The sequence below is a fragment of the Serratia sp. NCCP-200 genome, assembly GCF_059697885.1.
Genome location: NZ_BAAKUJ010000001.1, coordinates 210,631 through 236,122 on the forward strand (window position 1 = coordinate 210,631; position 25,492 = coordinate 236,122).

Annotated in this window: 26 protein-coding genes and 1 riboswitch; of the genes, 6 read left to right on the forward strand and 20 right to left on the reverse strand. The window is 53.9% G+C overall.

Annotated elements, in window-relative coordinates; all coding sequences use genetic code 11:
• Positions 1–4 precede the first annotated feature (4 nt).
• Positions 5–667 carry a MarC family protein gene (locus AC6HVW_RS01000; protein ID WP_071683891.1) on the forward strand — a complete coding sequence of 221 codons (663 nt, stop codon included), beginning with the start codon at positions 5–7 and terminating at the stop codon, positions 665–667.
• Positions 668–743: 76 nt separating this feature from the next.
• Here AC6HVW_RS01000 and AC6HVW_RS01005 read toward each other — a convergent pair whose 3' ends face one another.
• The 4 genes from AC6HVW_RS01005 to rluF all read right to left on the reverse strand — a co-directional run bounded on the left by AC6HVW_RS01005 (position 744) and on the right by rluF (position 5,289).
• Positions 744–2,165: an MFS transporter gene (locus tag AC6HVW_RS01005; protein WP_261397393.1), complete on the reverse strand. Its 1,422-nt coding sequence runs from the start codon at positions 2,163–2,165 to the stop codon at positions 744–746.
• 124 nt (positions 2,166–2,289) lie between these two features.
• Complete coding sequence (locus tag AC6HVW_RS01010; protein WP_071683890.1) at positions 2,290–2,505, reverse strand: YgdI/YgdR family lipoprotein; 216 nt, start codon at positions 2,503–2,505, stop codon at positions 2,290–2,292.
• Between the two features lie 80 nt (positions 2,506–2,585).
• Positions 2,586–4,172: a phosphoethanolamine transferase gene (locus tag AC6HVW_RS01015; protein WP_071683889.1), complete on the reverse strand. Its 1,587-nt coding sequence runs from the start codon at positions 4,170–4,172 to the stop codon at positions 2,586–2,588.
• A gap of 313 nt (positions 4,173–4,485) precedes the next feature.
• Entirely contained in the window at positions 4,486–5,289 is an 804-nt protein-coding gene (gene rluF, locus AC6HVW_RS01020; protein ID WP_081367119.1) for a 23S rRNA pseudouridine(2604) synthase RluF, read from the reverse strand.
• Positions 5,290–5,401: 112 nt separating this feature from the next.
• A riboswitch (TPP riboswitch) is annotated at positions 5,402–5,493 on the forward strand.
• Positions 5,494–5,529: 36 nt separating this feature from the next.
• On the opposite strand from rluF, the gene thiM reads away from it, so the two are divergent.
• The 3 genes from thiM to AC6HVW_RS01035 all read left to right on the forward strand — a co-directional run bounded on the left by thiM (position 5,530) and on the right by AC6HVW_RS01035 (position 7,862).
• On the forward strand, positions 5,530–6,324 hold the full coding sequence (thiM, locus tag AC6HVW_RS01025; protein WP_071683888.1) for a hydroxyethylthiazole kinase: 795 nt from the start codon (positions 5,530–5,532) through the stop codon (positions 6,322–6,324).
• A complete protein-coding gene (thiD, locus tag AC6HVW_RS01030) occupies positions 6,321–7,121 on the forward strand; it encodes a bifunctional hydroxymethylpyrimidine kinase/phosphomethylpyrimidine kinase (protein WP_071683887.1) in 801 nt (266 codons plus the stop codon). Before thiM ends, thiD begins: the two co-directional genes overlap by 4 nt.
• A 282-nt stretch (positions 7,122–7,403) precedes the next feature.
• Positions 7,404–7,862, forward strand: coding sequence for an inhibitor of vertebrate lysozyme family protein (locus AC6HVW_RS01035; protein WP_021178809.1), 459 nt, complete (start codon positions 7,404–7,406; stop codon positions 7,860–7,862).
• Positions 7,863–7,933: 71 nt separating this feature from the next.
• Here AC6HVW_RS01035 and gutQ read toward each other — a convergent pair whose 3' ends face one another.
• From gutQ to AC6HVW_RS01115, 16 genes are all read right to left on the reverse strand, one after another.
• Positions 7,934–8,905, reverse strand: a complete 972-nt coding sequence (gene gutQ / locus AC6HVW_RS01040) for an arabinose-5-phosphate isomerase GutQ (protein WP_059201502.1) — start codon at positions 8,903–8,905, stop codon at positions 7,934–7,936.
• Positions 8,898–9,674, reverse strand: coding sequence for a glucitol operon DNA-binding transcriptional repressor SrlR (srlR, locus tag AC6HVW_RS01045; protein ID WP_021178807.1), 777 nt, complete (start codon positions 9,672–9,674; stop codon positions 8,898–8,900). Before srlR ends, gutQ begins: the two co-directional genes overlap by 8 nt.
• Before the next feature lie 83 nt (positions 9,675–9,757).
• The gene (gutM, locus tag AC6HVW_RS01050; RefSeq protein ID WP_021178806.1) at positions 9,758–10,114 is read right to left on the reverse strand and encodes a transcriptional regulator GutM; all 357 of its coding nucleotides are present in this window, start codon (positions 10,112–10,114) and stop codon (positions 9,758–9,760) included.
• Positions 10,115–10,376: 262 nt separating this feature from the next.
• On the reverse strand, positions 10,377–11,156 hold the full coding sequence (gene srlD, locus AC6HVW_RS01055) for a sorbitol-6-phosphate dehydrogenase (RefSeq protein ID WP_024486186.1): 780 nt from the start codon (positions 11,154–11,156) through the stop codon (positions 10,377–10,379).
• A 10-nt stretch (positions 11,157–11,166) separates the two neighbouring features.
• Positions 11,167–11,529, reverse strand: a complete 363-nt coding sequence (gene srlB / locus AC6HVW_RS01060; protein ID WP_071683886.1) for a PTS glucitol/sorbitol transporter subunit IIA — start codon at positions 11,527–11,529, stop codon at positions 11,167–11,169.
• An 18-nt stretch (positions 11,530–11,547) separates the two neighbouring features.
• Positions 11,548–12,537, reverse strand: a complete 990-nt coding sequence (gene srlE / locus AC6HVW_RS01065; protein WP_071683885.1) for a PTS glucitol/sorbitol transporter subunit IIB — start codon at positions 12,535–12,537, stop codon at positions 11,548–11,550.
• 15 nt (positions 12,538–12,552) lie between these two features.
• Positions 12,553–13,101, reverse strand: coding sequence for a PTS glucitol/sorbitol transporter subunit IIC (gene srlA / locus AC6HVW_RS01070; RefSeq protein ID WP_021807150.1), 549 nt, complete (start codon positions 13,099–13,101; stop codon positions 12,553–12,555).
• Between the two features lie 243 nt (positions 13,102–13,344).
• Positions 13,345–14,394 carry a class I fructose-bisphosphate aldolase gene (fbaB, locus tag AC6HVW_RS01075; protein ID WP_021178801.1) on the reverse strand — a complete coding sequence of 350 codons (1,050 nt, stop codon included), beginning with the start codon at positions 14,392–14,394 and terminating at the stop codon, positions 13,345–13,347.
• 224 nt (positions 14,395–14,618) lie between these two features.
• Positions 14,619–15,305, reverse strand: coding sequence for a GntR family transcriptional regulator (locus AC6HVW_RS01080; RefSeq protein WP_497569237.1), 687 nt, complete (start codon positions 15,303–15,305; stop codon positions 14,619–14,621).
• Positions 15,306–15,406: 101 nt separating this feature from the next.
• Positions 15,407–16,867 carry a mannitol dehydrogenase family protein gene (locus AC6HVW_RS01085; RefSeq protein WP_497569238.1) on the reverse strand — a complete coding sequence of 487 codons (1,461 nt, stop codon included), beginning with the start codon at positions 16,865–16,867 and terminating at the stop codon, positions 15,407–15,409.
• Between the two features lie 68 nt (positions 16,868–16,935).
• Positions 16,936–18,330, reverse strand: a complete 1,395-nt coding sequence (locus AC6HVW_RS01090) for an MFS transporter (protein ID WP_497569289.1) — start codon at positions 18,328–18,330, stop codon at positions 16,936–16,938.
• A 107-nt stretch (positions 18,331–18,437) separates the two neighbouring features.
• Complete coding sequence (locus tag AC6HVW_RS01095) at positions 18,438–19,451, reverse strand: Zn-dependent oxidoreductase (protein ID WP_071683882.1); 1,014 nt, start codon at positions 19,449–19,451, stop codon at positions 18,438–18,440.
• 14 nt (positions 19,452–19,465) lie between these two features.
• The gene (gene manD, locus AC6HVW_RS01100) at positions 19,466–20,680 is read right to left on the reverse strand and encodes a D-mannonate dehydratase ManD (protein WP_447888459.1); all 1,215 of its coding nucleotides are present in this window, start codon (positions 20,678–20,680) and stop codon (positions 19,466–19,468) included.
• 502 nt (positions 20,681–21,182) lie between these two features.
• Positions 21,183–22,082 (reverse strand): lipid kinase YegS, encoded by a 900-nt coding sequence (yegS, locus tag AC6HVW_RS01105; RefSeq protein ID WP_071683880.1) that lies wholly within the window; start codon positions 22,080–22,082, stop codon positions 21,183–21,185.
• A gap of 535 nt (positions 22,083–22,617) precedes the next feature.
• Positions 22,618–23,970: a prephenate-dependent tRNA uridine(34) hydroxylase TrhP gene (trhP, locus tag AC6HVW_RS01110; RefSeq protein ID WP_059201494.1), complete on the reverse strand. Its 1,353-nt coding sequence runs from the start codon at positions 23,968–23,970 to the stop codon at positions 22,618–22,620.
• A 180-nt stretch (positions 23,971–24,150) separates the two neighbouring features.
• Positions 24,151–24,489, reverse strand: coding sequence for a YegP family protein (locus AC6HVW_RS01115; protein WP_071683879.1), 339 nt, complete (start codon positions 24,487–24,489; stop codon positions 24,151–24,153).
• Positions 24,490–24,835: 346 nt separating this feature from the next.
• Between AC6HVW_RS01115 and AC6HVW_RS01120 the strand changes: the two genes are divergently transcribed.
• The gene (locus tag AC6HVW_RS01120) at positions 24,836–25,099 is read left to right on the forward strand and encodes an antitoxin (RefSeq protein ID WP_071683878.1); all 264 of its coding nucleotides are present in this window, start codon (positions 24,836–24,838) and stop codon (positions 25,097–25,099) included.
• Positions 25,100–25,102: 3 nt separating this feature from the next.
• Positions 25,103–25,492 carry a type II toxin-antitoxin system VapC family toxin gene (locus AC6HVW_RS01125; RefSeq protein WP_071683877.1) on the forward strand — a complete coding sequence of 130 codons (390 nt, stop codon included), beginning with the start codon at positions 25,103–25,105 and terminating at the stop codon, positions 25,490–25,492.

The following is a 25,492-nucleotide window of genomic DNA, read 5'->3' on the forward strand; positions in this document are numbered from 1 at the left end:
TCTCATGGAAGCCACGTTGGTGCAGTTTTTGCTCTTGTATATCACCTTCCTAGCCATGTTCAGCCCGCCCGCAACCATGGCCGCTGCGGCCACTATACTGGGAGGCGTATCCAACAAGGTTTTGCGACGTGTAGCGTTGCGCGTGTCGCTGGCCTATGTAGTAGTGATGTTGATCGTGATCTGGCTGGGCAATTACATGTTGACAGCATTAGGGCTCAGCACCCATGCGTTAAGCGCCACCGGTGGGGCAGCCTTGCTCTTTCAAGGCTGGCCGTTGATGACGCGTGGCACTAAAGCCGATCAAAGTAATGCGGTGTTAAACAGCGACAGCCCGAAAAATGCGGATGATTTGGCGGTGGTGCCGTTGCTATTTCCGATATCGATTGGTGGCGGGACGATTGCCGTTGGGATTTCGTCGGCGGCACATAATGATACTTTTGCGGGCATGATGCTGCTTTCGGCCGTGATCCTGGCAATGGCACCGACCATTGCCTTAACGTTTTTGATTTCTGGCCCGCTGCATGGGCGGCTTTCCACTGGTGCCATGGACACGATTGCACGTATTTCTGGCATTATTCTGGTTGCTCTGTCATTGCAATTGCTGGTATCTGGCCTGACTGGGTTAGTGACGTCGGCGTTGCACGGCACGGTTGTAAAAACCCTTTGAGGGTAAGCTAATACGGGTAGCTCAAGTGCCGTGGTGGGTCCCTCTTCTTTTGGGAGAGGGGACCCACCGTATCCCCTCATTCCTCGTTATGGCGAGCAGTCAGATTTGCCCCGTCTTGTTCCGAGAGCTTGAAGAAAATAAATCCAGAGACAATGGTTATTACCCCGAGAATAACGAAAGTCACTCTGAATGAATCCACCAGATCCAGATGCATGGGATCGGCAGGCGCCTGAAACATCCTCAACAGCACTGCGCTGATGGCAACACCGAATGTGGTAGAGAGCTGCTGGCTGACAGACATCAAACTGTTACCGCTGCTGGCCTTCTCATCATACAGGTCAGCAAGGGTAAGGCTGCTCATGGCGGTAAATCGCAGTGAGTTGACGAAACCGATCAGGAACAGGTTTATCGCCAGGAAGTATATTGGCGTATTCTGGTCAAAGAGACCCAGGGCCATGATGGCCATGCCGACAAAAAACGTACTATAAATTAGCACATTGCGATAACCAAAACGGCGGAGGATCGGGGTGACCAGCTCCTTCATGATCATCGCCGCCAGGGCGAGTGGGATCAGCATCAAGCCCGAATGAATGGCCGAAAACCCTAACGCCAGTTGCAACATTAAAGGGAGCAGGAAAGGTATGGCCTGCGCCCCCAAGCGTGATGCAAAGTTGCCTGCCAACCCGATACTAAAGGTTTTTACCTTGAATAACTCGAGAGGAAAGATCGAGCTTTTGTGAAAAACTTTGAGGTTTTTTCTGGCATGAGTGACGTACACATACAGCAGCAGCACCCCTGGGATGAACAATAAGATAGGGTAGTGTATGCCTTCGCCATCACTCATCATTTCAAGGCTTAAGGTCGTAATAATAAACGCCAGGGAAACCAAAACCAGCCCCTTGACGTCCAGGTCTGTCGATTTGCCACGAATATTCGGCATGAATTTCAGGCTGAATATGATCCCCAGAATACCGATAGGCACGTTAATCAGGAATATCCAGTGCCAGGTGAACTTTTCGACTAAAAACCCACCTAGCACTGGGCCAAGGAAGGGGCCCGCCAGCCCTAAAAGGGTAGATGTGTTTAGCGCCTTGAGAAAATCTTTTCTATCAAACGACTTTATCAGCGTCAGCCTGGAGACGGGAACCATCATGGCTCCTCCAACCCCTTGAAGAACCCGGGATACGTCCAGCCAGAACAAGGATGTGGAGCTGGCGCTGCACAAGGAGCCGATAGAAAAGAAGGTCAGGGCAAAGATAAATACGTTTCTGGTGCCGAACTTGTCGGAGAGAAAGCCGCTAGCCGGGATGAAAAGCGCCAAGCTGAGGGCATAGCAAATCACTGCCGACTCCATGCTCAACGGTGATTCATGTAAGTCTGCCGCCATCTTTGGCAGCGCAGTGTTGAGTATTGAGGTATCAAGGGCCTGCATAAAATATGCAACCGCTGCAATCCATGGCAAGGCTTTGTGCATAGTAGGAGTAATCGCAGTTGCCATCTAAATTCGCTCACCAGGCGGGTTATCTATTGATAGTAGAACAGCCACTTGATGAGCGCGAATGCCAATTTTGCACGTATGGTTTCTGAAGGAACCGATAAAAGTCACACAGCCGCAGGGAAGGCTATTTTTTTACTATTCCGGAAATATCATTGGTATTGATCAGATGATAGTCGCCGTTCATGCCGGTATAGCTGGTCATACCGCTACTGCGGTCAGTGTCAGGTTCACCGTGAGCCTGTAGGATATCGCCATATTTAGTCGTGATAATGTAGTCACTGGTGCAACCCGTCAGCGCCACTGTTAGGACAATGAGAGGCAGAAAAGTCAGTTTTTTCATTGGTCAACAGGCTCTTTCATTTTAACTGCTTCATATTACAGACGAAGTGGCCCGAGATGCAAAGGCTACCTTGTTACACCTCAGCGCGTTTGTGTTTCAAAGATATCCGTCGGCAAATGGGTGTAGTCCACCTTCTTGAGCTTAAAGTTGGTGATATAGACGGGGCCGGCTTTTTGCTCGGAAAGAAACGAGTATTTCGGCGTCAGCTCTTTGGTTTTGATCCCGGTCCACGAGGCGAAAAAGGTCAGGAAGTCATTGGCCGAACGAGGGGCTTTAATCAGGCGGTGTGCGGTGTCATCGCTGGAAAGCACCATAAAGGGGACCTGAAAATTTTGCTGAAACTGGTCATCGTGGGCCAGATATTGCACCTGGGTACCGCGCTCTTTAAACGCCAGACCGTGATCGGAGAAGTAGACCATTGAGAAACTTTCCCCGGTGTCGCGTAACTGCTGATAGAGCTGTTTCAGCAGGTTGTCAGTTTGCGTCATGGAGTAAAGATAGCAGGAGGTCTCTTTGGATTGCACAAAGTCCGCGTACTTCCCCTGAGTCCGGTCGCAGGCTTGCGGATGTGAACCCATCAGGTGCAAGACGATCAACTGCGGGTTAGTGCTGCTCGGGGCGGCAAAAACCTGAGCGGTCATTTTGAGCAGCGTTTCATCATGGGTATTCTTATCCGCTTCAAAATCACCGTTTTTCAGGAACTGCACTTCATCGGCACGTTTGGCAATGCTGGCGATAGCGGTGTCATATTCACCAATTTGGCCTTGGTTGGAGAACCACCAGGTCTGAAAACCTGCCCGATTGGCCAACGTGACGAAGTTATCCTGATACTGCGGTTTGCCGTTAATGACACGGGTTAACGTTAAGCCGAGCGATTTCTGTGTTGAGCCGCTGGCCGCAATATAGTTAAGCAACAGAGTACCGTTTACGTGGCTGGCGAAGGGGGTATTGTCCCAGTGCCCACCAAACGCCCCTAAGGCATCTCGCCGCGCGCTTTCGCCGATCACTACCATGTAGATATGATATTTCGGTTTCACCGCCAGCACGTTCCAGGAATCTTTCAGCTGTGAAAACGCCTGCATACGGGCTTTTTCATCAATCACTTCCTGGTTATTGGCGATCACATCTCTGACGAAACGAAACACGGGATAACCAGAGTCGGTCAATTTAAACACGCCACCGTACGCCAGATTCTGTACTGGCGTGACAAAAAAGCAGACCACGCTGATGGTGAGACATAAGCTCTGGAGGGTGTTCCAAGCGCCTTTCGGGGTTGGCTTACGGCGCAATGCGATAATACCCAGTGCCAGAATAAACAGGGACACCAGATAGCTGTACCACGGGAAGATGGTCAATATCTCGCTGGACTCTTCCACCGTGGTCGAGTGTAACGCCAGCAGGGTATTAAAATTGGGCGAGCCATAGGCCTGAGAAAATGGGAAATACATGGCGGCGATGAGGCTACACAGCCCGATCACACTCTTTTGCAAGCGCGGGCTGAGGCGCCACAGCAGCAGTAACACACAACTGAACGCCACGGCATACAGCAGACTAAATGGGTAGCCGAGGGCGAAGTTGATCAGCAGCGACTGCAGGAAATAAAAGCCTGTCCACGGGGTTAGGGTGACGTCACGCGCTGCCAAGGTATCTTTAACCGTTGAATTCATGTTTACCGAAATTTATCAAATGCCGTGTGGTAACTCTGACAAGAAAAGAGTCATAAATCCGTTTGGTAGACGGAAAGGGGAGGAGGGATAGACCGCATCCAGCGAGCCGCAACATGTACCCGGATGCGAGAAGATAGAGCCGAATGAAAACAAGATCAACTGATAATTATCGGCTGTTTTGAGAGGTTGATTGCAATTTCGAACGGAATGAGAGGTAAAGGTAGGAAGGTGCGGATTTTCAAGAAAAATGCAGACCCTTCAGTGAGGACGGATCGCTATCGGTACGCCCCATTTCTGGAATAACGCAATCAGGTTAATCAGTGATTGCCGGAGTTGGAGTAACGCTACTGTCGCTTAAATCTGGCGTTATTGAAGCGGGGGCGGAAATATCCTCAGACGAGGAGTGTTCAATCAGCTCGTATAACTCGATCCGTTCATCAGCGGTAAAATCCCGCCATTCGCCCATCGGCAACCCTTGCAGAGCGATGTTCATAATACGTTCGCGCTCAAGCTTGATGACTTTATAACCAAAATATTTGCACATGCGGCGGATTTGGCGGTTAAGCCCTTGCACCAGGGTGATGCGAAACACCTGCGGGGCTTCTTTCTCTACTAAGCATTTTTGAGTCACCGTGCCCAGGATGGGGACGCCCGCACTCATGCCCTGAATAAACTCATCGGTCACCGGTTTGTTGACGGTCACCAGATACTCTTTTTGGTGATTGTTGCCAGCACGGAGGATCTTATTGACCAGTTCGCCGTCATTGGTCAGGAAAATCAGCCCTTGGGAGTCTTTATCCAGGCGCCCGATGGGAAAGACGCGTCTGGTGTGATTAACGAAATCACCAATGTTATCCCGCACGTGCTTCCCCATGCTGGTGATGATGCCAACAGGCTTATTCAGTGCGATAAGCACTAGATCGTCCGCATCACGCGGTTCGATCGGCTGGCCGTTAACTGTCACCACATCCCCGACCAATACCTGAGCACCCAAGGAGGCTAACTTGTCGTTGATGGAAACGTTGCCTTGCTTGATGTGGCGGTCGGCAGAGCGACGAGAACACATGCCGCTGTCGCTAATGTATTTGTTAAGGCGGATAGATGAGTGAGTGAGCATGGTTTCCCCGTTAAACGCGAACTATACATTATCTGGGGGAGACGGCGTCTCCTTTTTATTTTTTGACGCTATCGCGTGATTGACCTCACTGGCCACAGCCTCAATAATGGCAAACGTCGACTCGGGGTGCCCCTAGGGGCTGAGAAATTACCCGTATTACCTGATCTGGATTATGCCAGCGTAGGGATGTCGCGGTATCTCAACCGGTACCCGCCCTCTTGAACGCCGGTTGGGAGCATTATGTTTACTCGACCTGATGTGTTACCCGGCATCCGTGCCGCGGCCTGCTTTAACCAATTTAAACGCCAACCTCCATTGATCCACTGCCTGACCAACGAAGTGGTGCAAGAGCTGACGGCCAACGTGCTGCTGGCGTTAGGCGCTTCGCCAGCCATGGTGGTGGAACCGGAAGAGGCCGCGCAGTTCAGCCGCGTGGCTGATGCGCTGTTGATCAATATCGGCACCCTGCACGCATCGCGGGCAGAGTCGATGTTAGCCGCCATCGAGGCTGCCAATCGTGCTGAAAAGCCCTGGTTACTGGATCCGGTTGCCGTTGGGGGATTGGAATACCGAGCAATCTTCGCCCGCCGCTTGCTCACCCTGCGGCCTGCGGCGATCCGTGGCAACGCGTCGGAAATCATTGCCTTGAGCGGCCTGCAGACCAGCGCCCGTGGTATGGATAGCCAGGATGACTCGCTGGTGGCGTTACCCGCAGCACGCGTATTGGCGCGTAATTGCGGGGCCATTGTGGCCGTCACCGGTGAGACAGACTACATCACCGATGGTGAGCGAGACTGGGCCGTCACCGGTGGCGATGTATTAATGACGCGCGTGGTGGGGACGGGCTGCGCGCTTTCGGCCGTTGTGACAGCATTTTGCAGTTTGCCGGGCGATCGGCTGGATAACGTTGCCACCGCTTGCCGGGTGATGGCGCTATGTGGTGAAAGGGCCACGGCGCGGTGTTCTGGCCCTGGCAGCTTTACTGCCGCCTTCCTGGATGCCCTCTACCAACTGCGCATGGAGGATCTGCTATGAAACGGATTAACGCTCTCACCATCGCTGGCACCGATCCTAGCGGTGGAGCCGGTATTCAGGCCGATCTGAAAGCTTTCTCCGCATTGGGGGCCTATGGCACCAGCGTGATCACCGCGCTGGTGGCGCAGAACACCCGTGGCGTGCAGTCGGTATATCATATCGAACCGGCATTTGTGGCCGCCCAACTGGATTCGGTACTCAGCGATGTGCGTATCGACAGCGCTAAAATCGGCATGTTGGCTAATGCCGACATCGTGCAGGCGGTGGCCGAGCGCCTACGCCATTACAAGCTGCCTTATGTAGTGCTGGATACGGTGATGCTGGCTAAAAGTGGTGACCCGCTGTTGGCACCGGAAGCGGTGGAGTCCATCCGCCGTGAGCTAATGCCGTTGGTTTCCATTATCACGCCGAACTTGCCAGAGGCGGCGGCTTTGCTGGCCTGCGCTCCGGCACAAAACGAATCGCAAATGCGCGAGCAGGGACAGGCGTTGTTAGCGATGGGCTGTCAGGCGGTGTTAATGAAGGGGGGCCACCTAAGTGAAGAGGAAAGCCCAGATTGGCTATTTACCCCCGGCTTTGAGCAGCGCTTTAGTGCGCCGCGCATAGCGACCAGGCACACGCACGGCACCGGTTGCACCTTATCTGCGGCACTGGCTGCTCTGCGCCCGCGCCACCCAAATTGGGCCGATACCGTAGCTGCGGCAAAAAACTACCTGCAACAGGCTTTACAGCAGGCCGATAGCCTGGAGGTGGGGCAGGGTATTGGGCCGGTACACCATTTCCATGCATGGTGGTGAGCCAGAGATTGAGTTTATGCTGGCGAAACTGGTGGCGACATTAACCAAAGGTATTGGGTGACAAGCTGAGAAACGTTGCCACAATGTCGGAAGAAATGTCGGAAGAAATGTCGGAAGAAATTTTACCGCCGCTTCCAAGAAGGAAAGCGGCTAATCAGGGTTGGGGCAACCAAAAAAAGGTATTGGCAGGTTGTCTGACGAAAAACGCTGAGCCAACTTTCCCGTTTAATTGTGGTCTGAGCTACTTGGAGCTACGCTTTTGATTTACCGAGGGAGGAGACCATGATAGGAAAAAAGAGGTTGCTGGGAGCCTTGGTTGCGACCCTGCTTGGATTTAGCACCGGCAGTTTTGCCGAACAGATTATCACTGCCTCAGATCTGATCCAGCAACCGGGCTACCAAACCAGTTGGAAAAATATGGTGAAGGGCCAGGCACAGTTACCGGGTTGGGCGCGCAAAGGGATCGGCACTTCCACACCAGCCGAAACCGTCACCTGGCAAGGGCAAAGCTACCAGATCGGTAACATCTGCAAGCCGCATGACTGCGCCAATAACTTTATGATTGTGGCTTTTAAAGCAGACAAGTCCCAGGCTTGGGGCGTGCGGGTTGAAGTGCCCAATAAGCCGCAGGCCATCGACCATCCGAAGCAATACGCCAAATATCAATGGCTGGGTAAACCGGATGATCAGATGAAAGCGTTGCTGAAGAAACAGTTTGAGGGCAATCCAGACTGGAAGTAACGCTGCTGAGGGGGAAAGCTACGCGCCAAGGTAGTTAAGCGGGCGTAGCATGCTACGCCCCCTACGTGATATCAGCCGATCCCGGCCTGATGCAGGTCGTGCAGGTTGATTGCACCTACCAGTACGCCATCGATATCCACCACCGGAGCCGCGCTGATGTGCTGTTCGTGCAGCGCTTCCAGGGCTTCCCCGGCACGCCACTGTTCTGGCAAGCGGTAGCCGGGGCGAGTGATCGCCGGGCTGAGGCCGTCATTGAGGCTATTACCCTTCACCAACCAGCGGCGCAGGTCACCGTCGGTAAACACGCCCACCACTTTTTGCTGTGCATCACATACGGCTACCAGGCCTAGCCCGGTACGGCTCAATTCCAGCATGGCTTCCATTACGTTGGCACTTTCTTGCACCATCGGCAGGCGATCGCCGGTACGCATCAAGTGATGGACGCGATTTAGCAGGCGAGCACCCAGGCTGCCACCGGGATGGGAACGGGCAAAATCTTCGGCATTAAAACCGCGCTGGCGCATCAGGGCCATCGCTAATGCATCCCCCATCATCAGCGTAGTCACTCCGCTGGAAGTGGGTGCCAGGCCCATCGGGCAGGCTTCACGTTCAACGCTGATATCCAACGTACAGGCAGCACCCAGTGCCAGCGGCGACTCTTTGCCACCGGTCATGGCAATCACGGGGATCTTGCTCTCTGCCAGCAGCGGCAGGATCAGATCCAGCTCTTTGGCGCGGCCTGAATAGGAGATGAAGATCACCACATCATCGGCGCCGATCATCCCCAAATCGCCATGCAAGGCTTCCGCCGGATGGACGAAAAACGACGGGGTGCCGGTGCTGGCCAACGAGGCGGCAATCTTCTTGCCGATATGGCCGGATTTACCAATGCCGGAAATTACCGCCTTGCCACGGCAGTTGAGCAGCAGTTCGCAGGCATGGACAAAATTGTCATCCAGACGAGTCAGCAGGCGTTGCGCTTCGGTCAGCTCAATTTCCAGCGTTTCACGGGCAAAGTTGAGCAGGGCAGTGGCGTTACTCATCAAGGGGGTCTCCTACCAGAATGATATTGATACCTTTGGCCTGCAGCGCAGCCAGGTAATCCGGGTTGATGCCGTTATCGGTAATCAGGGTATCCACGACGCTCAGATCGCACACCACGTTGGGGCTTTTGCGGCCAAACTTCGAGGAATCGACCAGCAACACAATGCGGCTGGCGGCTTCACACATCGCCTTGCTGACATTATGCACCTCATTAAAGGTGGTGACACCCGCATTGAGGTCGACACCGTCGGCCCCAATAAACAGCTTATCGAAGCTGAACTGCTGAAATGCCGACTCCGCCAGGCTGCCGTGAAAGGAGGCAGATTTTTTACGGTAGGTGCCGCCGGGCATCAGGATGGTTTGATCGTTATCCAGTTCCACCAGCGCGTTAACGATAGTCAGGCTATTGGTCATCACGGTGATGTTATTGAACTGCGCCAGATGTGGCACCATCTGCAATACCGTACTGCCTGCGTCAAAGATCAGCGAATCACCATCATCGATCAGCTTGATGGCGGCATAGGCGATCTGGCGCTTCTTTTCGGTATTGATATGGGTTTTACGATCGATGGGCTGATCGCCATCGTCACGGCTAAGCACCACGCCGCCATAGGTGCGGATCACCTCGCCTTCTTCTTCCAGCAAGGTGAGATCTTTACGGATGGTGGTGCCGGTCGTGGAGAAATGCTCTGCCAAGGCATCCACTGCCGTTTTGCCATGCCGCTGCAAGTATTCGAGGATAGCGGCTTGCCGCTGCTTTGGTTTCATAGAGATCCCTGTTCACAAGAGTTTACCATTCCTCTCGGTGATATAGTTCACTATGAAAGGTAATGTCTTTTAATGTGAAAATATCATGATTTCGGTGCGATCGCTAACGATAGTGCAGTTTGGCATGCCCGATCCTCGGGGAAGATCACATCTGGGCAGAGTTGTTGTTGGTGCATGCCATGTAACTGCGTGAGCTGTTTCGGCTGGGCGAAGATGGTCAGGCCGCGCATCAGCATGCTGCCACATACTCGCTGCTGGGTGTCAAACGCCAGTGCCAATACCACGCGGGGTTTGAACCTGCCCCCAGAGCGGCCAACGCCAACGGTGCCCAACTGGCATAGGCTCTCGAACGCGCGGTTAAAGCGCTGTAGCTGCCACCAACCCAGGGCGATTTGTAGCAGCCAGGCGATAACGGCGAAGGTAATGAGTGCGCTGGTCATACGGTTGTTCTCCTGTGTGAAAATAAAGGGAGAGAGTCCGGCGATCGACCCCTCACCCTAACCCTCTCCCACAGGGAGAGGGGACCGAATGTGCTACAACGTTATTCCTGTATTTAACTACGGCACGGTATCAAAATATGGGGTTAGCGTTCTTCAGATAGAGTCCTATACCTGACTATGACACCGTACTGGCCCCCTCTCCCTGTGGGAGAGGGTGGGGGTGAGGGGCTGTTAGGTACATCTGTAATTATCAGCCCGTAAATCAGAACATCACCTGCCCGCCAGTAATGTTGATCGACTGGCCGGTGCAGTAAGAGGCTTTGTCGCTGGCATAAAACAGCAGCGTGTTCAGCACGTCCTGGTAGTCACAGCCGCGTTTCAGCGGCACCTTATCGGTGTAATACTTCTCGACCTCTTCAGGCTTGATGCCCAGCTTCTGTGCATATTGCGGCAATAGCGACTGGAACATCGGTGACTTCAACAGGTTACCGAGCATCAGGGAGTGCACGGTGATACCGTAATCGGCCAGATCGAGCGCCAGCGACTGCGTCAATCCAACGCCACCGAACTTGGCGGCGCTGTAGCCGGAATTATGCTTGCTGCCGACCTTGCCGGATTTAGAGTTGATTTGAATGATGCGCCCGGCGATACCGTCGCGGATCATCAGGCGAGAGAACTCGCGGGCACACAGGAAATAACCCACCAGGTTCACCTGCAAGGAGCGGTCAAAATCCCCCAGTGGGAAATCGGTGATCGGCGCGGCTTTGGCAATCCCGGCGCTGTACACCAACAGGTTGGTTTGACCGAAAGCCCGGTCGACCGCACCAGCCAGCGCGATAACGCTGGCCTCATCGGTGGCATCGGCCTGGAAACCGATGGCGCGATCGGCCCCGAACTCCTGATTGATTTGCTGTGCCACCAGATTGGCGTTGTCGGCATTCAAATCGGCGACCGCAACGCGATAACCCGCTTCAGCCAGGCCATGGCACAGGAAAGCCCCCAACGTTTGGCCACCGCCAATCACTACAGCTACTTCAGACATGATCTACTCCTTATGCGATAAATTTCAGTGTGCTGCCTAACGGGACATCAGCGGGCGTGCTGCCTGTTACGTGGATCGTGCCAGGGAATTCGGCCTGAGTTTCTCCATCAAAACGTACGGTGATATGGCCCAGTTCGCGTAGGTTCTGGGTGGCAACCTCTCCGACGGCGGTGATGGGGTAGCGCCGATCGCCAAGCTCCATCACGCCCCCGGTTTGTAATTCACCGGCGGTCTCGCCGTGCTGGTGGATGAAGCAGTACTCTTCAATATCTGCCGGTGCGCCTTCGCGGAAGGTGATCAGCATATTGTCCAGCAGTGCGTCACGGGCGCAGCCGCCAATCTGGGTGATAGTGGTCTGGAAAATGGTGCTCATGGTTTTCCTCCGGGCAATTTATTGGTAGATAAAGGCCGATGCGGCCCAGGCGATCAGGACCGTAGGTGCGCCAGTGAGGAAGCGCCCAACCAGTACCGAAGGGACGCCGACACGTACCGTATCCTGCTTGGCCTCTGCCAGGGACAGACCCACCGGGATAAAGTCACAGGCGGCCTGGGCGTTAATGGCGAACAGCGCCGGGAGTGCCAACTGAGGGGGAATATGGCCAAGACCAATCTGTACGCCCACCAGCACGCCGATGACCTGAGCGATGACGGCGCCAGGGCCGAGGAACGGTGAAAGCAGGGGGAAGGAACAGATCAGCGCCAACGTCACCAAACCGATTGGGCTGTTGGCCAGCGGCGTCAGGCCGTGGGCGATAAAGTCACCCAGACCAGAGGCCATGATGATGCCGATCAGCGCCGAGACGAAGGCCATAAACGGCAGAATGGTTTTCAACACGGTGTCGATGGTGTCACGTCCGGCCTGGAAAAACACCGCGACAACTGACCCCATACCCATCCCGACTTTTGCCAACAGGCCATCGCTCTGTTCGGTGATTTTTTTGCTGGTATCGTAATCACGAACCTTTGGTTGTGGCTGTTTTTCGCTGGGCGGAGGAGTTTCAGACCCTTGTGCAACCTCAATCAGGCTGATGTTGTTTTCCCGTACGCCGGAAACGTAAATATCCTCCAGAATAAACTGCGCCAGAGGGCCAGAGCGGCCAGTTGAATGAATATTGATAGTCGGGATGAGGCGTTTAGGGTAGATGCCACAACGCAACGTCCCCCCACAGTCAATAATCGCCAGACCAATCTCTTCCGCCGGTGGTTCGCCTTCTTTGAAACCGTCTACCGCAGGCCAGCCGGTTAAATCGCTGAGTTTGTCGACGATCGCCGGGCGGGTACCGGCGGTGATATAGACGATTTTCTTACCTGGCTCGATAGGTAACTGTAGTGGGCCACCCCAGCCGCCAGCACCTTTCTCAATACGGATATAAGCACTCATGCTGCGCTCCACAAATTAAAGTTGAACCTGGCGATCCAGTTGGATGCCCATCTTGCGTTCAAATATGCTGGTGGTGAGATCGGTGATCCAACCGCGGAAGAAGTTAGTGAACAGCCCAACCAGGAAGTAACTCACTGCCAGAGGAGCCAACGGCAGGCCAAGCGTGGTCAAACCGCTGGCAATGCCGAGGTAAACGAACAGTTCGCCAGGGTTGATATGGGGGAACAGGCCGTTCATGGAGTGGCAACTGTAGGAGGCTGCGGCGTAATAACTGGGTTTATATTTCTCTGGCATAAAACGTCCGAGACTCAACGTCATCGGATTACAAAACACAAAGGTGCCGATCAGGGGGAGTAGCAGGTAGCGTGAAACCGGGTTACCGGCACAGCGCTGTGCCAAACGTTCGATACGTTCCTGGCCAACAAAGTTGATCAACGCGTTCATGATAACTAACAGGCTGATCAACAACGGTAAAATGCCGGTCACCATACCGACAAACACTTCCCCGCCTTTTTGGAACAGGCCGATGAACCATTCGGCTCCGTGGGTTATTAGCTCAATCATTTTTTTCTCCTGTGATGGATGCTATGGCCTGGAGCGAAGTGCGGCTCTGTCGCCATGGGTCATACAGTAACCACTTTGGTTCGGCTTTTGTTTTAAATGGATCACACTTTGAAAGATAAATATTTTATTGTGAAAGATAAAAATGAAAGAAAAGAAATTAATAATGAAAGAATAGAGGGGGTAGGACATGAAAAAGGCCCAGCAGAGCTGAGCCTCGAAGACTAATAATTTGATAAATAACGATTAAGCGATGGTGACGCTGTTGTCGAGATAGGTGTCCTGCACGGCATTGATCAGGGCGATGCCATCCTTCATCGATTTCTTGAACGCTTTACGCCCCAGGATCAGGCCCATCCCGCCAGCCCGTTTGTTGATCACGGCGGTACGCACTGACTCTTGCAGGTCATTTTCCCCTGCGGCGCCGCCAGAGTTAATCAAACCGGCACGGCCCATGTAGCAGTTTGCCAACTGGTAGCGCACCAGATCGATCGGGTGATCGGTGGTCAGCTTGTCATAGACGCGATCGTCGGTATAACCGAATTTCACTGCACGGTAGCCGCCGTTGTTCTCGGCCATTTTCTGTTTGACGATATCGGCACCGATGGTGGCCGCAATGTGGTTGGCTTGGCCGGTCAGATCGGCGCTGGAATGATAATCGACGCCATCCTTGTTGAACGCAGGGTTACGTAGATAGGCCCACAATACGGTCACCATGCCCAGTTCGTGAGCGCGCTCAAAGGCGATCGAGATCTCTTCAATCTGGCGGCGTGACTGCTCGGAACCGAAGTAAATGGTTGCACCAACCGCCACCGCCCCCATGTTGAACGCCTGCTCAACGCTGGCATACAGAGTCTGGTCGTATTGCGTTGGATAGCTCAGGGTTTCGTTGTGGTTCAGTTTGACCAGGAACGGGATCTTGTGGGCGTAGCGGCGGGAGACCGAAGCAAGCACGCCGTAAGTGGACGCCACGCAGTTACAGCCAGCTTCGATCGCCAGCTCAACGATATTTTTTGGATCAAAATAGAGTGGGTTGGCGGCAAACGAGGCCCCGGCAGAGTGCTCCACGCCCTGATCGACCGGCAGGATCGATAGATAACCGGTGCCCGCCAGGCGGCCATGGTTCAGCAAGGTTTGCATTGAACGCAGCACGCTGTTTGGGCGGTTGTTGTCGATCATCACCCGATCAACAAAGTCGCCACCGGGCAGGTACAGATTTTCCGCAGGGATGGTGGTGCAGCGGTGTTGCAAAAGGTCTTCCGCTTCCTTACCTAACAATTGTGCAATATCTGTCATGATTCACTCCCGTTAAAGCTTCCTATACACCGGTAACTCTGGGTATTTGGCCACCGGCGTAGTCAAAAGCGGTGATTGAAGCTATGCAAAAGATACTAATCAAAACCTGATGATGCGAAGAGACAATAGATGCGATTGAGAAGAAATGCTATTTAGAAGGCAAAATTTGCGAGTGAGCGCTTGTTGATGGTGTCCCCTTTCCTGATCGGAGAGGGGAACAGTTTTTACTCGGCTTCAAACCAATCGGTGTTTTGCAGGGCAATCGGGGTGATCGAATAGATCATCTCCTGCAAATGCTCATGAATAGCCAGCTCCGCCGCATCAGGATCCTGGGCTTTCAGCGCCTCAAAAATACGGTAATGCTGGTGGATCAGATTCTCCGGCGGTGACACTTCGCTCAGGCTGAGGAAGCGCACCCGATCCATCGTCGCTTTGATGGTCTCGATGGTTTCCCACGCCAGGGCACAGTTGGCCATTTGCGTCAGCAGATGGTGGAATTCGTCGTCCAGCGCCAAAAACTCGCGGATCTGATTATTCTGTGCCGCCAGCTCCTGGCGATGCAGATTATGCTCCAGCGTCATCAACTGCTCGGGGGTGATGGTGGTGGCAACTCGCCGCACGATGGCGCATTCCACCGCCTGACGGATAAAGCGCCCGTCGGCCACTCGTTTGGCGGAAATTTTCATCACGAAGGTACCGCGTTGCGGCAAGATCTGCACCAGCCCCGCTTCAGCCAGTTTGATAAAGGCTTCGCGCACCGGTTGGCGTGAAACGCTGAAACGGGTGGAGATCTCTTTCTCGGAAAGCAACGTGCCCGGAGGGATGGTGCAATCGACGATATCTTTGCGCAGGAAACGATAGATCTGCTGATTGACCGGGACATTATTCGTGAGGACGTACGATTCTGACATGGCGACAATCAATATATGAGAGTAGTAGTGAATGCCACCATACTAGCAGATTAACCCGTGAAAGAGGGCGGATAAATCCACCCGCATTCTCTGCTTTTCTATTAGCGCGCCAGCACCCTTGCCACCGTCGCTTTAGCTCCCCGAGCCAACAGCGCCAGATAAGCACTGGTCACGGCATTGACGAAGCGTTGGTTATCCGGCAGATCGCGTCCGAACACCGAGGTCATTTGCAGTAACGCCATCACGCGAGGCTCACCTTCAGCACTGTTGGCGACGCGCAGGGCAATTTCCTCACGCAATGGATCGCTGATGTCGATCGGTTGACCCTGTTCGTCCTTACCGCCGACGTAACGCATCCAGCCCGCTACGCCCAGCGCCAGACAGTCAAAATCACTGCCGTTGGCCAGATGCCAACGCACCGAATCCAGCATGCGCTGCGGCAGCTTTTGCGTGCCGTCCATGGCGATCTGCCAGGTGCGGTGCTTCAACGCTGTATTGCCATAGCGTGCCAGCAGGGAATCGGCGTATTTCTCCAGATCGGTTCCCGGCGTGTTCAGCGTTGGGGCTTGCTCAGCCAGCATCAGATGGCGGGCGGCCTTGACGTAATGCTCATCCTGCATACAGTCACTGATGTGTGGGTAACCGGCTAAATAACCCAGATAGGCCAGGAACGAGTGGCTGCCGTTCAGCATACGCAGCTTCATCTCTTCGAACGGCAACACATCGCTGACCAGTTCGGCACCGGCTTGTTCCCATGCCGGGCGGCCCGCGACAAAATTGTCCTCAATCACCCATTGGCGGAACGGCTCGCAGGCCACGGCTGCCGGATCCTGCACGCCGGTTTGCTGTGCGACCTGAGCCAGGGTGTCTGGCGTCACGGCTGGCACGATGCGATCGACCATGGTGGAAGGGAAGGTGACGTGGGTTTCGATCCACGTTGCCAACGCCGGATCTAGCGCTTTGGCATAGGTGGTGATCACGTTGCGGGTCACATGGCCGTTTTCCGGCATATTGTCGCAAGACATCACGCTGAATGCAGATTGCCCGGCAGCTTTACGCTGCGCCAAGGCTGCGACGATAACCCCAACTGCGCTTTGTGGGTGATGCGGATTAGCCAGATCCCGCACAATCAATGGATGATCTAGCTGCAACTGGCCGGTGGCGGGAGAATGACAGTAGCCTTTTTCGGTGATGGTCATGGACACAATAGCCACTTCTGGCTGGGCCAGGGCCTGGAACACGGCGTCCAGCCCGTCGATTTGCGCATGCAGCGCCTGTTTTACTACGCCCACCACCCGGCATTGCCAGGCATCGGCTGACATTTCTGCCACGCTGTAGAGCATATCTTGCTGTTTGAGATCGGCGATTTGCTGTTCGCCGCCGATCAGGTTGATTTCGCAGTACCCCCAGTCGCTGCCGTGTTCCTGTGCCAGAATATCGGCGTATACCGCCTGGTGGGCCCGATGAAAGGCACCAAAGCCCAGATGAACCAGGCGCGAAACCAGTTTGCTACGATCGTACTGCGGAACAATGGCGTTGGCTGCTAACAGCTTGGTATCCATGTTAAAACTCACTGTGTGATGGTTTGATTGCCGCAGAACCTTCTCTGCGGCAGAGGATTGAAGAGGGATTAATGACTGCTGACGCGCTGGGCTATCGGTAGCGCTGGGCTTTCTGCGGCATCTTCCGCCAGGCTCAGGTCGCGATCTCTGACTTCTGGCATCAATATCGCTGCCAGCAAGCCGATAACGGAGTACAGGATCATCATGGCGGCGATTGGCCACCAGGAGTCGGTCATATTGCAGAAGATACCGGCCAATACCGGGCCGAAGCCGACCGCCACCAAACCACCGGCCTCTTTGGAGATCGCCATGCGGGTAAAGCGGTTACGTGAACCAAACATTTCCGCCATGGTGATGTTTTCCAGCGCAAACAGGCCCAGCACCGCGACGTTATGGATAATAATGATCGAGGCCATAATCACGTTCACCTCATTGGTCTTGTCCACAATCATCGAAATCAAGGGGTAAGCCAGAATGATGGCGGAGATATTGACCAGGATATAAGGTATCCGCCGGCCTATCTTGTCGGAGAGCCAGCCAAGGAACGGGATGGTAATAAAACCGATGGCGGAGCTGATCATCAAGGCGTCGGTTGGGATAGCCTTCTCAAACAGCAGGGTTTGCACCAGATAACCAGCCAGGAAAGTCTGGATCAGACCGGAGTTGCCTGCCTGGCCAAAACGCAGCCCGGTAGCCAGCCAGAAGGATTTGCTACTGAACATTGCCGACAGCGAATGGGTCTTGTCAGCCACGGCGTGAGCCGGTGTTGCGCTGGTGCTGTCGTCGTTAACTTTTTCAAACACCGGGCTTTCTTTCAGGTTCATACGCAGCCAGATGGCAAACAGCATGACGACCACGCTGGCCAGGAAAGGAACGCGCCAGCCCCAGGCCAGCAGCTCTTCTTTCGACAGGAAGAAGAACATGACGGCCCAGATAGCCGTTGCTGACAGCGTGCCGCAGTTGGTGCCCATGGCTACTAGTGAGGAGATAATCCCGCGTTTACCCTTAGGCGCATATTCTGCCAGCATGGTTCCGGCTCCGGAAATTTCCGCACCTGCTCCCAACCCTTGAATAATACGCAGTAACACCAGTAACAAAGGGGCGAAAATACCGATTTGCGCATAGGTTGGCAGCACGCCGATTAAGGTGGTGCAGATCCCCATCATGGTAATGGTAATAAACAGCACCCTTTTACGGCCGATGGTATCCCCCATGCGTCCAAAGAAGAAGGCACCCGCAATACGGGCGATATAACCCGCGCCGTAGGTTCCCATCGCCAAGATTAACGCCATGGCGGCGGACTGTTCCGGGAAAAATATTTCATGGAAAACTAATGCTGCACCTAGCGAATAAAGCTGAAAATCCATAAATTCCAATGCGGTACCAAGCCAGCCGGAAACGGCCGCCTTGATCAGGTCCGAGGTACTTCTTTCCGGCTGAGTGTTGTCAATTTTTGCGTTCATCATTGTTCTGTTCTCTGCAAATTGTTGTTGTAAGGACGGCAAAGATGAGGTTCAGAAGCCCCTGTTTCCTTCCAGCTACAGCAGGCCGTAGCTGGAAAGTCGTCAGGTCAGAATTTCAGTAAAACTTTACAGCACTGCTTTTGGTCTTTTTCGAAGACCTCCATCGCGTCAAGCACTTGCGTAAACGTAAACTGATGGGTGATCAGTTTCTCTGGTTGGATCTGGCGTTGCGCCATCCAGGCAATCACCTGCGGGAAGCGGTTGCTGTTAAGGCGTGAGCTGTAAATCGAGATCTCTTTACTGGTAATGGCTTGCTGGCTGATCACGCAGGGCTCGGCAGAGAAGCCCATAATGCCAATGCGCGCAGCGGGAGAAGCCAAACCGATCGCCTCCGGCAGAATGGCCGGGTGGCAGGCAGCATCGATGATCAGCGTTGGCCGAATGCCGAGTTTTTGTAACTCGCTGGCCAAATCAAGATGGCTGTTGTTGATCACTACGTCCGCGCCATTGGCGGTAGCCATAGCCAGACGTTCATCGATACGATCGGCCACCACAATCTGTTTAACGCCGTAAACGCCGCGCAGCGCCTGAATGGAGGTTAGCCCCATCGGTCCGGCACCATACACCAAGGCCACATCTAACGGGCCAGGTTGCAGTTGGCTACAGATGTTGGCAGCAATGGTGAAGGGTTCGACCATCGTGGCTTCGTCGTCTGGAATGCTGTCCGGTACTGGATGGGCATTTTTGGCTGGTAGCGTCACGTACTCGCTGAACCCGCCGTCACGGTGCACTCCGATGACTTGCAGTTCAGTGCAGACGTTTGGCCTACCCACCGAGCAGGGATAGCAATGGCCGCAACTGACAACCGGATCGCCCACCACGCGTTCTCCGATACGTGACGGGTCGACACCTTCGCCGATAGCATCGATATGGCCAAAGAACTCATGGCCGATCACGCGCGGGTATTTGGCAAACGGATTATGGCCCCGATAGATATGCACGTCGGAACCGCAGATCCCGGAACTAGCCACACGGATCCGGACTTCACCTTGCTGCGGCGATGGCAATGGGCGTTCTTCGATCACCAATTGCCCTGGCTGTTGAACAGTAATGCTTTTCATAGAAATTCCTCGGTTTACCAGTTCCACAGGGTGCCGTCTTGCAGGCGCGCTACCGGCAGGTAGGCTGGATCGTAGGGATATTTGGCAGCCAGTTTTTCGTCAAACTCGATGCCCAACCCTGGTTTTTCACCTGGATGCATATAGCCGTTGTCGAACGTCCAGTTATGTGGGAACACCTCCAGCATCTGTTCGGAGTAGCCCATATATTCCTGCACGCCGAAATTCGGCACCCACAGGTCAAAGTGCAACGCCGCCGCCATGCAGATCGGCGACAGATCGGAAGGGCCGTGTGAGCCGGTACGCACCTGATACAGTGAAGCGAAATCGGCGATACGGCGCATGCCTGTGATGCCCCCGGCGTGGGTGATGGTGGTACGGATGTAATCGATCAGTTGCTCTTCTATCAGCTGTTTGCAATCCCAGATGCTGTTGAACACCTCACCAACCGCAATCGGGGTCACGGTATGTTGGCGGATCAGGCGGAAGCACTCCTGGTTTTCGGCCGGGGTAGGATCTTCCATCCAGAACAGGCGGTATTGCTCAACGCTTTTGCCAAAGCGGGCCGCTTCGATCGGCGTCAGGCGGTGATGCATATCGTGCAGCAGGTGTTCGTCAAAACCGAATTTTTCACGCACGGCTGCAAAAAGTTTCGGGGTGAAGTCGAGGTATTTCTCGGTTGACCACAGCTGCTCTTCCGGCCAGTTACCTTTGGTCGCAGGCTCATACGCCAGGCCTTTACCCTTGGCCATGCCGTAGGTGGTTTTCATCCCTGGTACGCCGCATTGTGCGCGGATTGCCTTGAAACCCAGCTCCTTGTGCTTGGCATAATCGTCCAGCACTTCGTCAATCGAGTGGCCGGTGGTATGGCAATACACCATGACGCCGGTACGTGAAGCGCCACCCAGCAACTGGTAAAGCGGCATATTGGCCGCTTTGGCTTTGATATCCCACAATGCCGTATCCACCGCAGAGATGGCCGACATGGTCACCGGGCCACGGCGCCAATAAGCACCTTTGTAGAAGTACTGCCAGATATCTTCGATCTGATGAGCATCGCGGCCAATCAGCTGTGGGCAGACGTGATCTTCCAGATAAGACGCGACCGGCAGTTCGCGGCCGTTCAGGGTTGCATCACCGATCCCGGTTAGCCCGCAGTCGGTGGTGATCTTCAGGGTGACGAAATTTCTTCCCGGGCAGGTGACAAACACCTCGGCTTTAACAATTTTCATGACTTCCACATCCTGTTGTTGCTGATAACGTATGGGCGAAAATTAACCTTGAACTAACTACCATACAAGTATGATTTGTGAGAATTGCCGCTGGAGATCACATTTATGGGTGGATCGCAGACGTGGGGTGGTGGTTTTATCTTGAGGTAAAAAGAGGGATGTGGGTTCGCAGGCGTGTTCAGGAGCGGGAATTAATTTGTAGCACCAGCCCCTCACCCCAACCCTCTCCCACAGGGAGAGGGAGCTGATTCGGTGATACGCTCAGGTGTGGATGATAATTTGTAGCACGGCAAATTCACCATGAGGTTGGGAACGATTTGATGTGGTGGGGAGGGCCGCATATTAAATCCCTCTATTGGAGAGGGGATTTAAACGATGTAATGGTTGAGCGCTGGGGCTAATTTGTAGCACATACTGTCCCCTCTCCCTGTGGGAGAGGGTTAGGGTGAGGGGCGTTACGCCGGGCTAAAGCTTGTTCGATCTGAGCGCGTGGATTATTTGTTTATCCCAGCAGATCGCAATTTGGCGGTAAGCGGCACTTGATCGCATCAGGCAGCACCTCAATGCGGAAATCACGACCTTTCAGCGGTTCGCCATCAAGGTTAAAGGTGATTTCATGCGGCGCGGTGATTTCCAGCCATGGCAATGAGGCATCGACTACGTTGCTGTTTTCCTCACCGCTGAACAAGATATTGACCAGCGTAGGCATCAACTCTTCGGCAGTGAGCAGGCGCACCTGCAATAAACCATCGTTAATCAGCGCCCCAGGGCAAAGTTTCTGCCCACCCCCGGCCTGCCTACCGTTGCCAATACCGATCACCAGCGCTTCTCCGGTCCAATGGAAATCTGGCCCGCGGATCTCGCAACTGTCGGCTTTCAGCGCATCCAGGCGCAGCAGCCCATGAATGAAATAGGAAACGCCCCCCAGCGCAGCCTTCAGTTTTTCCGGGGTTTCGGTGGTGATGCGGGTGCCAAAGCCGCCGGTCGCCATATTGATGAAATAGCGCTCGTCATTGACCTTGGCCAGATCGATCGGCACCGCTCGGCCCTTGATGGCTAACTGCAAGGCCAAATCTGGTTGTAAGGGAATAGAGCAGGCGGTAGCAAAGTCGTTGGCGGTGCCCAGCGGCAGTATGCCGAGTATTGGGCGAAACTCTGCGGGCAGTTGTGCCAATGCGGCAGCGACCTCGTTGATGGTACCGTCGCCACCCCCGGCGATCACGGTTTCAACCCTCAGTTGGCTAGCCTCTTTGACGTAACGAGCAGCATCCCCCAGTTCCCAGGTGACGCGGACATGCAGGGTCTGGCCCTCACGGCGCAGCAGGTTCACCGCTGCGCGAACTTCCTCGTTGCCGGAGCTTTTACCATTGATGATAAGCAGTGCTGGTGCATATTGGTGCATTCCTGATCCTTATGGCGAAAAACGAATCGGCTGTCAAACGGTGGCCAGGTGGGGCTTCCCAGTAGTTTGAACCCTAAACCAAGCCATTAACGATAAACCACAATCCGGTAGCGGGCCATAAGAATATTCAGGTAATGCCGCGTTTGGCTGCTACAGGGTATTTATATAATCAATGCCCAATGGGGGGAAATACCTTTCTTTCACGCAAGTTAAGCGTTGGTATTAACGACCTTATTAATCGCTATAGAATAATTTATATATTGCAGGGAAAATGATAAGCCGCTTGGCGCAATGCAAGAAATATCCTAAAAAACCAATGAAATTTTCAGCTGATTGAAATTTAAGGGGATAAAAAAGAAAAGGCCAACCCAAGGGAGATTGGGCTGGCTAAGGAGGTGGTTCCTAGTATTGCTATGCAAATATTTTCGTTATTAGTTTTAAGCAGCCTGATAATAACCAAGCCGCGCGCTAATTGATGTGATCTGATTCTAATATTTGCCAAAAATTGCCACCCAGGCGGGTGGCGATAAACATCTTAACCGTTCTGGCTATCGTCCTGCGGCAAATTGCGGATCAACAACGCATAATTGAGGTCGATATCCTCGGGGATTGGCAAATAAACGATATGGCCGTTGCCCGGAGCGACATCGATCGTCTCGCCCTTCTTGTTCTGCAGGCTTTCCAGGGTAAACAACACGTTACCTCCTGGCGTCATCATCTCTACGCTGTCACCGACCAGGAATTTATTTTTTACATCTACTTCTGCCCAGCCGTTACGGCGCACCCCGGTAAATTCCCCGACAAACTGCTGCAGTTCGGAAATGGAGGAACCGTAATCATAGTTCTGATGGGCATCGTGCGTATGGCGGCGCAGGAAACCTTCGGTATAGCCACGATGAGCCAGACCTTCCAGCGTGGTCAGCAGGCTTGGATCGAAGGGTTTACCGGCAACGGCGTCGTCAATGGCACGGCGATAAACCTGTGCGGTACGGGCGCAGTAATAAAAGGACTTGGTACGGCCTTCAATCTTCAGCGAATGTACGCCCAACTGGGTGAGCCGCTCTACGTGCTGGATGGCTCGCAGATCTTTTGAGTTCATGATGTAGGTGCCGTGCTCGTCCTCAAACGCGCTCATGTACTCGCCGGGTTTCTGCGCTTCGGAAAGCATAAAGACTTTATCGGTTGGCGCGCCAATGCCCAGCGTCGGCTCAACGTTTTGCACCGCGATAGGCTCATGAAGATGCACGATGTTGCCGGTATCGTCTTCCTTGCCTTCTTCTGCCTTGTACTGCCAGCGGCAGGCATTGGTGCAGGTGCCTTGGTTGGGATCGCGTTTGTTGATGTAACCGGAAAGCAGGCAGCGGCCGGAATAGGCCATGCACAGTGCGCCATGAACGAAGATCTCCAGCTCCATTTCTGGTACCTGGCTACGGATTTCTGCCACTTCATCCAGCGACAGCTCGCGGGAAAGGATCACTCGCGTCAAGCCCATCTGCTGCCAGAACTTCACCGTTGCCCAGTTGACCGCGTTGGCCTGCACCGAGAGGTGAATGTCCATCTGCGGGAAGGCTTCGCGCACCATCATGATCAAACCGGGGTCGGACATGATCAGCGCGTCCGGGCCCATGTCGATCACCGGTTTCAGGTCACGCAGGAAGGTTTTCAGTTTGGCGTTGTGTGGCGCGATGTTAACCACCACGTAGAACCTTTTGCCTAGCGCATGGGCTTCGTTAATCCCAAGCTGCAGGTTCTCGTGGTTAAATTCGTTATTACGTACCCGCAGGCTGTAACGCGGCTGGCCTGCGTAAACCGCATCGGCGCCATAGGCAAAGGCGTAACGCATGTTTTTCAGCGTTCCCGCCGGGGAGAGGAGTTCTGGTGTAAACATAGTGATTCTCGGTCTGATTTCAGGTCAGCACCGCGCCACCCAATGGCGCAGTGAAAGCGGGGGATTGTAGCGGCAGCCCGCCAAGAAATCAGCAATTAACCGGAAATTTTCAAGGGAGATTGATCTTCATCATCAGAAAAACCGCGCGGTAACAGATACCGCGCGCAGGCCGGATGAGATTTATACGCTTAAATCACGCACGTCTGTGGTAGGGCCATTCTTGATCACCGACTGAATCCCGCTTTTCGCTGCGCTATCCGAGCTGTACATCTGGCTGGTGCCAATCACCTGATGGTTTTTGGCTTTCAGCACGAAATAGGGTTTGTTGTTGCTGCTGATTTTTACTTCAAACTGCGCTTCATGAGGCGAATTGGTTTGCACGGATGCAATCCCGTTTTCCGCCGAGGCTTTGCTGGCATACATCTCGCTGGAGAGAATGATCTCGCCATTGCTGGCCTTCAGGTTGAAGTGATACTGCCCGTTGCTCGATTTTGTCAGCTCATAATGTCCGCTTGCCATGGTCCTGCTCCTGATTAGTGCCAATAAGTGAGATAAGTGTAGCTAATGTCTCGGCAAGCGTTTTTTTTAACGGTGAAGTAATGCGTACCAGTGCACAGAAATGGGTGGCTTGTTGTATTCGTTGCCAGGTTGGGCTGGAGGGAGGTTGCCCTGGTTACATTGGTGATTGCGTAGCGGTTCGCATCGTTGGCAAAAAACGTTAGACGGCAGATGATTTTGCTACGTTGAGAGGATAGGGTGGCTGATATCCGCATTCCTTATGCGAACAAAAAACAGGCAGCTTGGCCTTGGCATCCACTCAAAATAGGCATATGCTTTGGCCTATGCCAGCGTGAGGAGGTGCAATATGGAAAGAGTCGCCAAGCTTTTTAAAAACGGTAGAAATCAGGCGGTGAGATTGCCAGTGGAATTCGAATTCGATGTCGATCAGGTTTATATTCGCCGGGATGAACAGGGTAACGTTATCTTGTCGAAGCACCCAATGAAATTGGACTCCTGGCAACCGCTACTGACCATGCTGCAAAACGTGGCGGTTCCTGCTGACTTCCTGACTGCTGACGATCGCCAGCAAGGGATAGCAGAACGGGATCCGTTCAAGGAGGAACAGTAAGTCATGTATATGTTCGACACTAACACGGTGAGCCAGCTTTTTCGTCAGCATCCTCGGCTGCTTGCGGCTATGGGCCGGGTACCGCCATCGTCGGTGTGTATTTCCAGCATATCCCAGGCGGAACTGCTTTATGGCGTCGCCAAGCGGCAGAACAAGGCGCTAAAACAGACGGTGATGATGTTCCTGGACGCCGTCACCGTTTACTCCTGGGACTCTGCGGCGGCGCATTGCTATGGTGTCATGCGCGCAAGTATGGAAAAACAAGGCAGACCGATGGGGGCGTTGGATCAGCTTATTGCCGCACATGCGGTAAGCCGTGGCGCAACCATAGTGACCAGCGATCGGGCTTTCACTATGGTCGCGGAGCTTGAGGTGGAAGACTGGACGCTGTAA

What these genes read in the sequence shown, in the direction of transcription:
- manD (WP_447888459.1), bottom strand. Translation starts at nt 20,680, where the DNA reads ATGAAAATTGTTAAAGCCGAGGTGTTTGTCACCTGCCCGGGAAGAAAT.
- trhP (WP_059201494.1), bottom strand. Translation starts at nt 23,970, where the DNA reads ATGTTTACACCAGAACTCCTCTCCCCGGCGGGAACGCTGAAAAACATG.
- rluF (WP_081367119.1), bottom strand. Translation starts at nt 5,289, where the DNA reads ATGCTCACTCACTCATCTATCCGCCTTAACAAATACATTAGCGACAGC.
- srlR (WP_021178807.1), bottom strand. Translation starts at nt 9,674, where the DNA reads ATGAAACCAAAGCAGCGGCAAGCCGCTATCCTCGAATACTTGCAGCGG.
- AC6HVW_RS01095 (WP_071683882.1), bottom strand. Translation starts at nt 19,451, where the DNA reads ATGAAAAGCATTACTGTTCAACAGCCAGGGCAATTGGTGATCGAAGAA.
- srlD (WP_024486186.1), bottom strand. Translation starts at nt 11,156, where the DNA reads ATGTCTGAAGTAGCTGTAGTGATTGGCGGTGGCCAAACGTTGGGGGCT.
- srlA (WP_021807150.1), bottom strand. Translation starts at nt 13,101, where the DNA reads ATGATTGAGCTAATAACCCACGGAGCCGAATGGTTCATCGGCCTGTTC.
- srlB (WP_071683886.1), bottom strand. Translation starts at nt 11,529, where the DNA reads ATGAGCACCATTTTCCAGACCACTATCACCCAGATTGGCGGCTGCGCC.
- yegS (WP_071683880.1), bottom strand. Translation starts at nt 22,082, where the DNA reads ATGCACCAATATGCACCAGCACTGCTTATCATCAATGGTAAAAGCTCC.
- AC6HVW_RS01015 (WP_071683889.1), bottom strand. Translation starts at nt 4,172, where the DNA reads ATGAATTCAACGGTTAAAGATACCTTGGCAGCGCGTGACGTCACCCTA.
- AC6HVW_RS01035 (WP_021178809.1), top strand. Translation starts at nt 7,404, where the DNA reads ATGATAGGAAAAAAGAGGTTGCTGGGAGCCTTGGTTGCGACCCTGCTT.
- thiD (WP_071683887.1), top strand. Translation starts at nt 6,321, where the DNA reads ATGAAACGGATTAACGCTCTCACCATCGCTGGCACCGATCCTAGCGGT.
- AC6HVW_RS01120 (WP_071683878.1), top strand. Translation starts at nt 24,836, where the DNA reads ATGGAAAGAGTCGCCAAGCTTTTTAAAAACGGTAGAAATCAGGCGGTG.
- AC6HVW_RS01125 (WP_071683877.1), top strand. Translation starts at nt 25,103, where the DNA reads ATGTATATGTTCGACACTAACACGGTGAGCCAGCTTTTTCGTCAGCAT.
- gutQ (WP_059201502.1), bottom strand. Translation starts at nt 8,905, where the DNA reads ATGAGTAACGCCACTGCCCTGCTCAACTTTGCCCGTGAAACGCTGGAA.
- AC6HVW_RS01115 (WP_071683879.1), bottom strand. Translation starts at nt 24,489, where the DNA reads ATGGCAAGCGGACATTATGAGCTGACAAAATCGAGCAACGGGCAGTAT.
- srlE (WP_071683885.1), bottom strand. Translation starts at nt 12,537, where the DNA reads ATGAGTGCTTATATCCGTATTGAGAAAGGTGCTGGCGGCTGGGGTGGC.
- AC6HVW_RS01005 (WP_261397393.1), bottom strand. Translation starts at nt 2,165, where the DNA reads ATGGCAACTGCGATTACTCCTACTATGCACAAAGCCTTGCCATGGATT.
- AC6HVW_RS01010 (WP_071683890.1), bottom strand. Translation starts at nt 2,505, where the DNA reads ATGAAAAAACTGACTTTTCTGCCTCTCATTGTCCTAACAGTGGCGCTG.
- AC6HVW_RS01000 (WP_071683891.1), top strand. Translation starts at nt 5, where the DNA reads ATGGAAGCCACGTTGGTGCAGTTTTTGCTCTTGTATATCACCTTCCTA.
- AC6HVW_RS01080 (WP_497569237.1), bottom strand. Translation starts at nt 15,305, where the DNA reads ATGTCAGAATCGTACGTCCTCACGAATAATGTCCCGGTCAATCAGCAG.
- AC6HVW_RS01090 (WP_497569289.1), bottom strand. Translation starts at nt 18,330, where the DNA reads ATGAACGCAAAAATTGACAACACTCAGCCGGAAAGAAGTACCTCGGAC.
- AC6HVW_RS01085 (WP_497569238.1), bottom strand. Translation starts at nt 16,867, where the DNA reads ATGGATACCAAGCTGTTAGCAGCCAACGCCATTGTTCCGCAGTACGAT.
- gutM (WP_021178806.1), bottom strand. Translation starts at nt 10,114, where the DNA reads ATGACCAGCGCACTCATTACCTTCGCCGTTATCGCCTGGCTGCTACAA.
- fbaB (WP_021178801.1), bottom strand. Translation starts at nt 14,394, where the DNA reads ATGACAGATATTGCACAATTGTTAGGTAAGGAAGCGGAAGACCTTTTG.
- thiM (WP_071683888.1), top strand. Translation starts at nt 5,530, where the DNA reads ATGTTTACTCGACCTGATGTGTTACCCGGCATCCGTGCCGCGGCCTGC.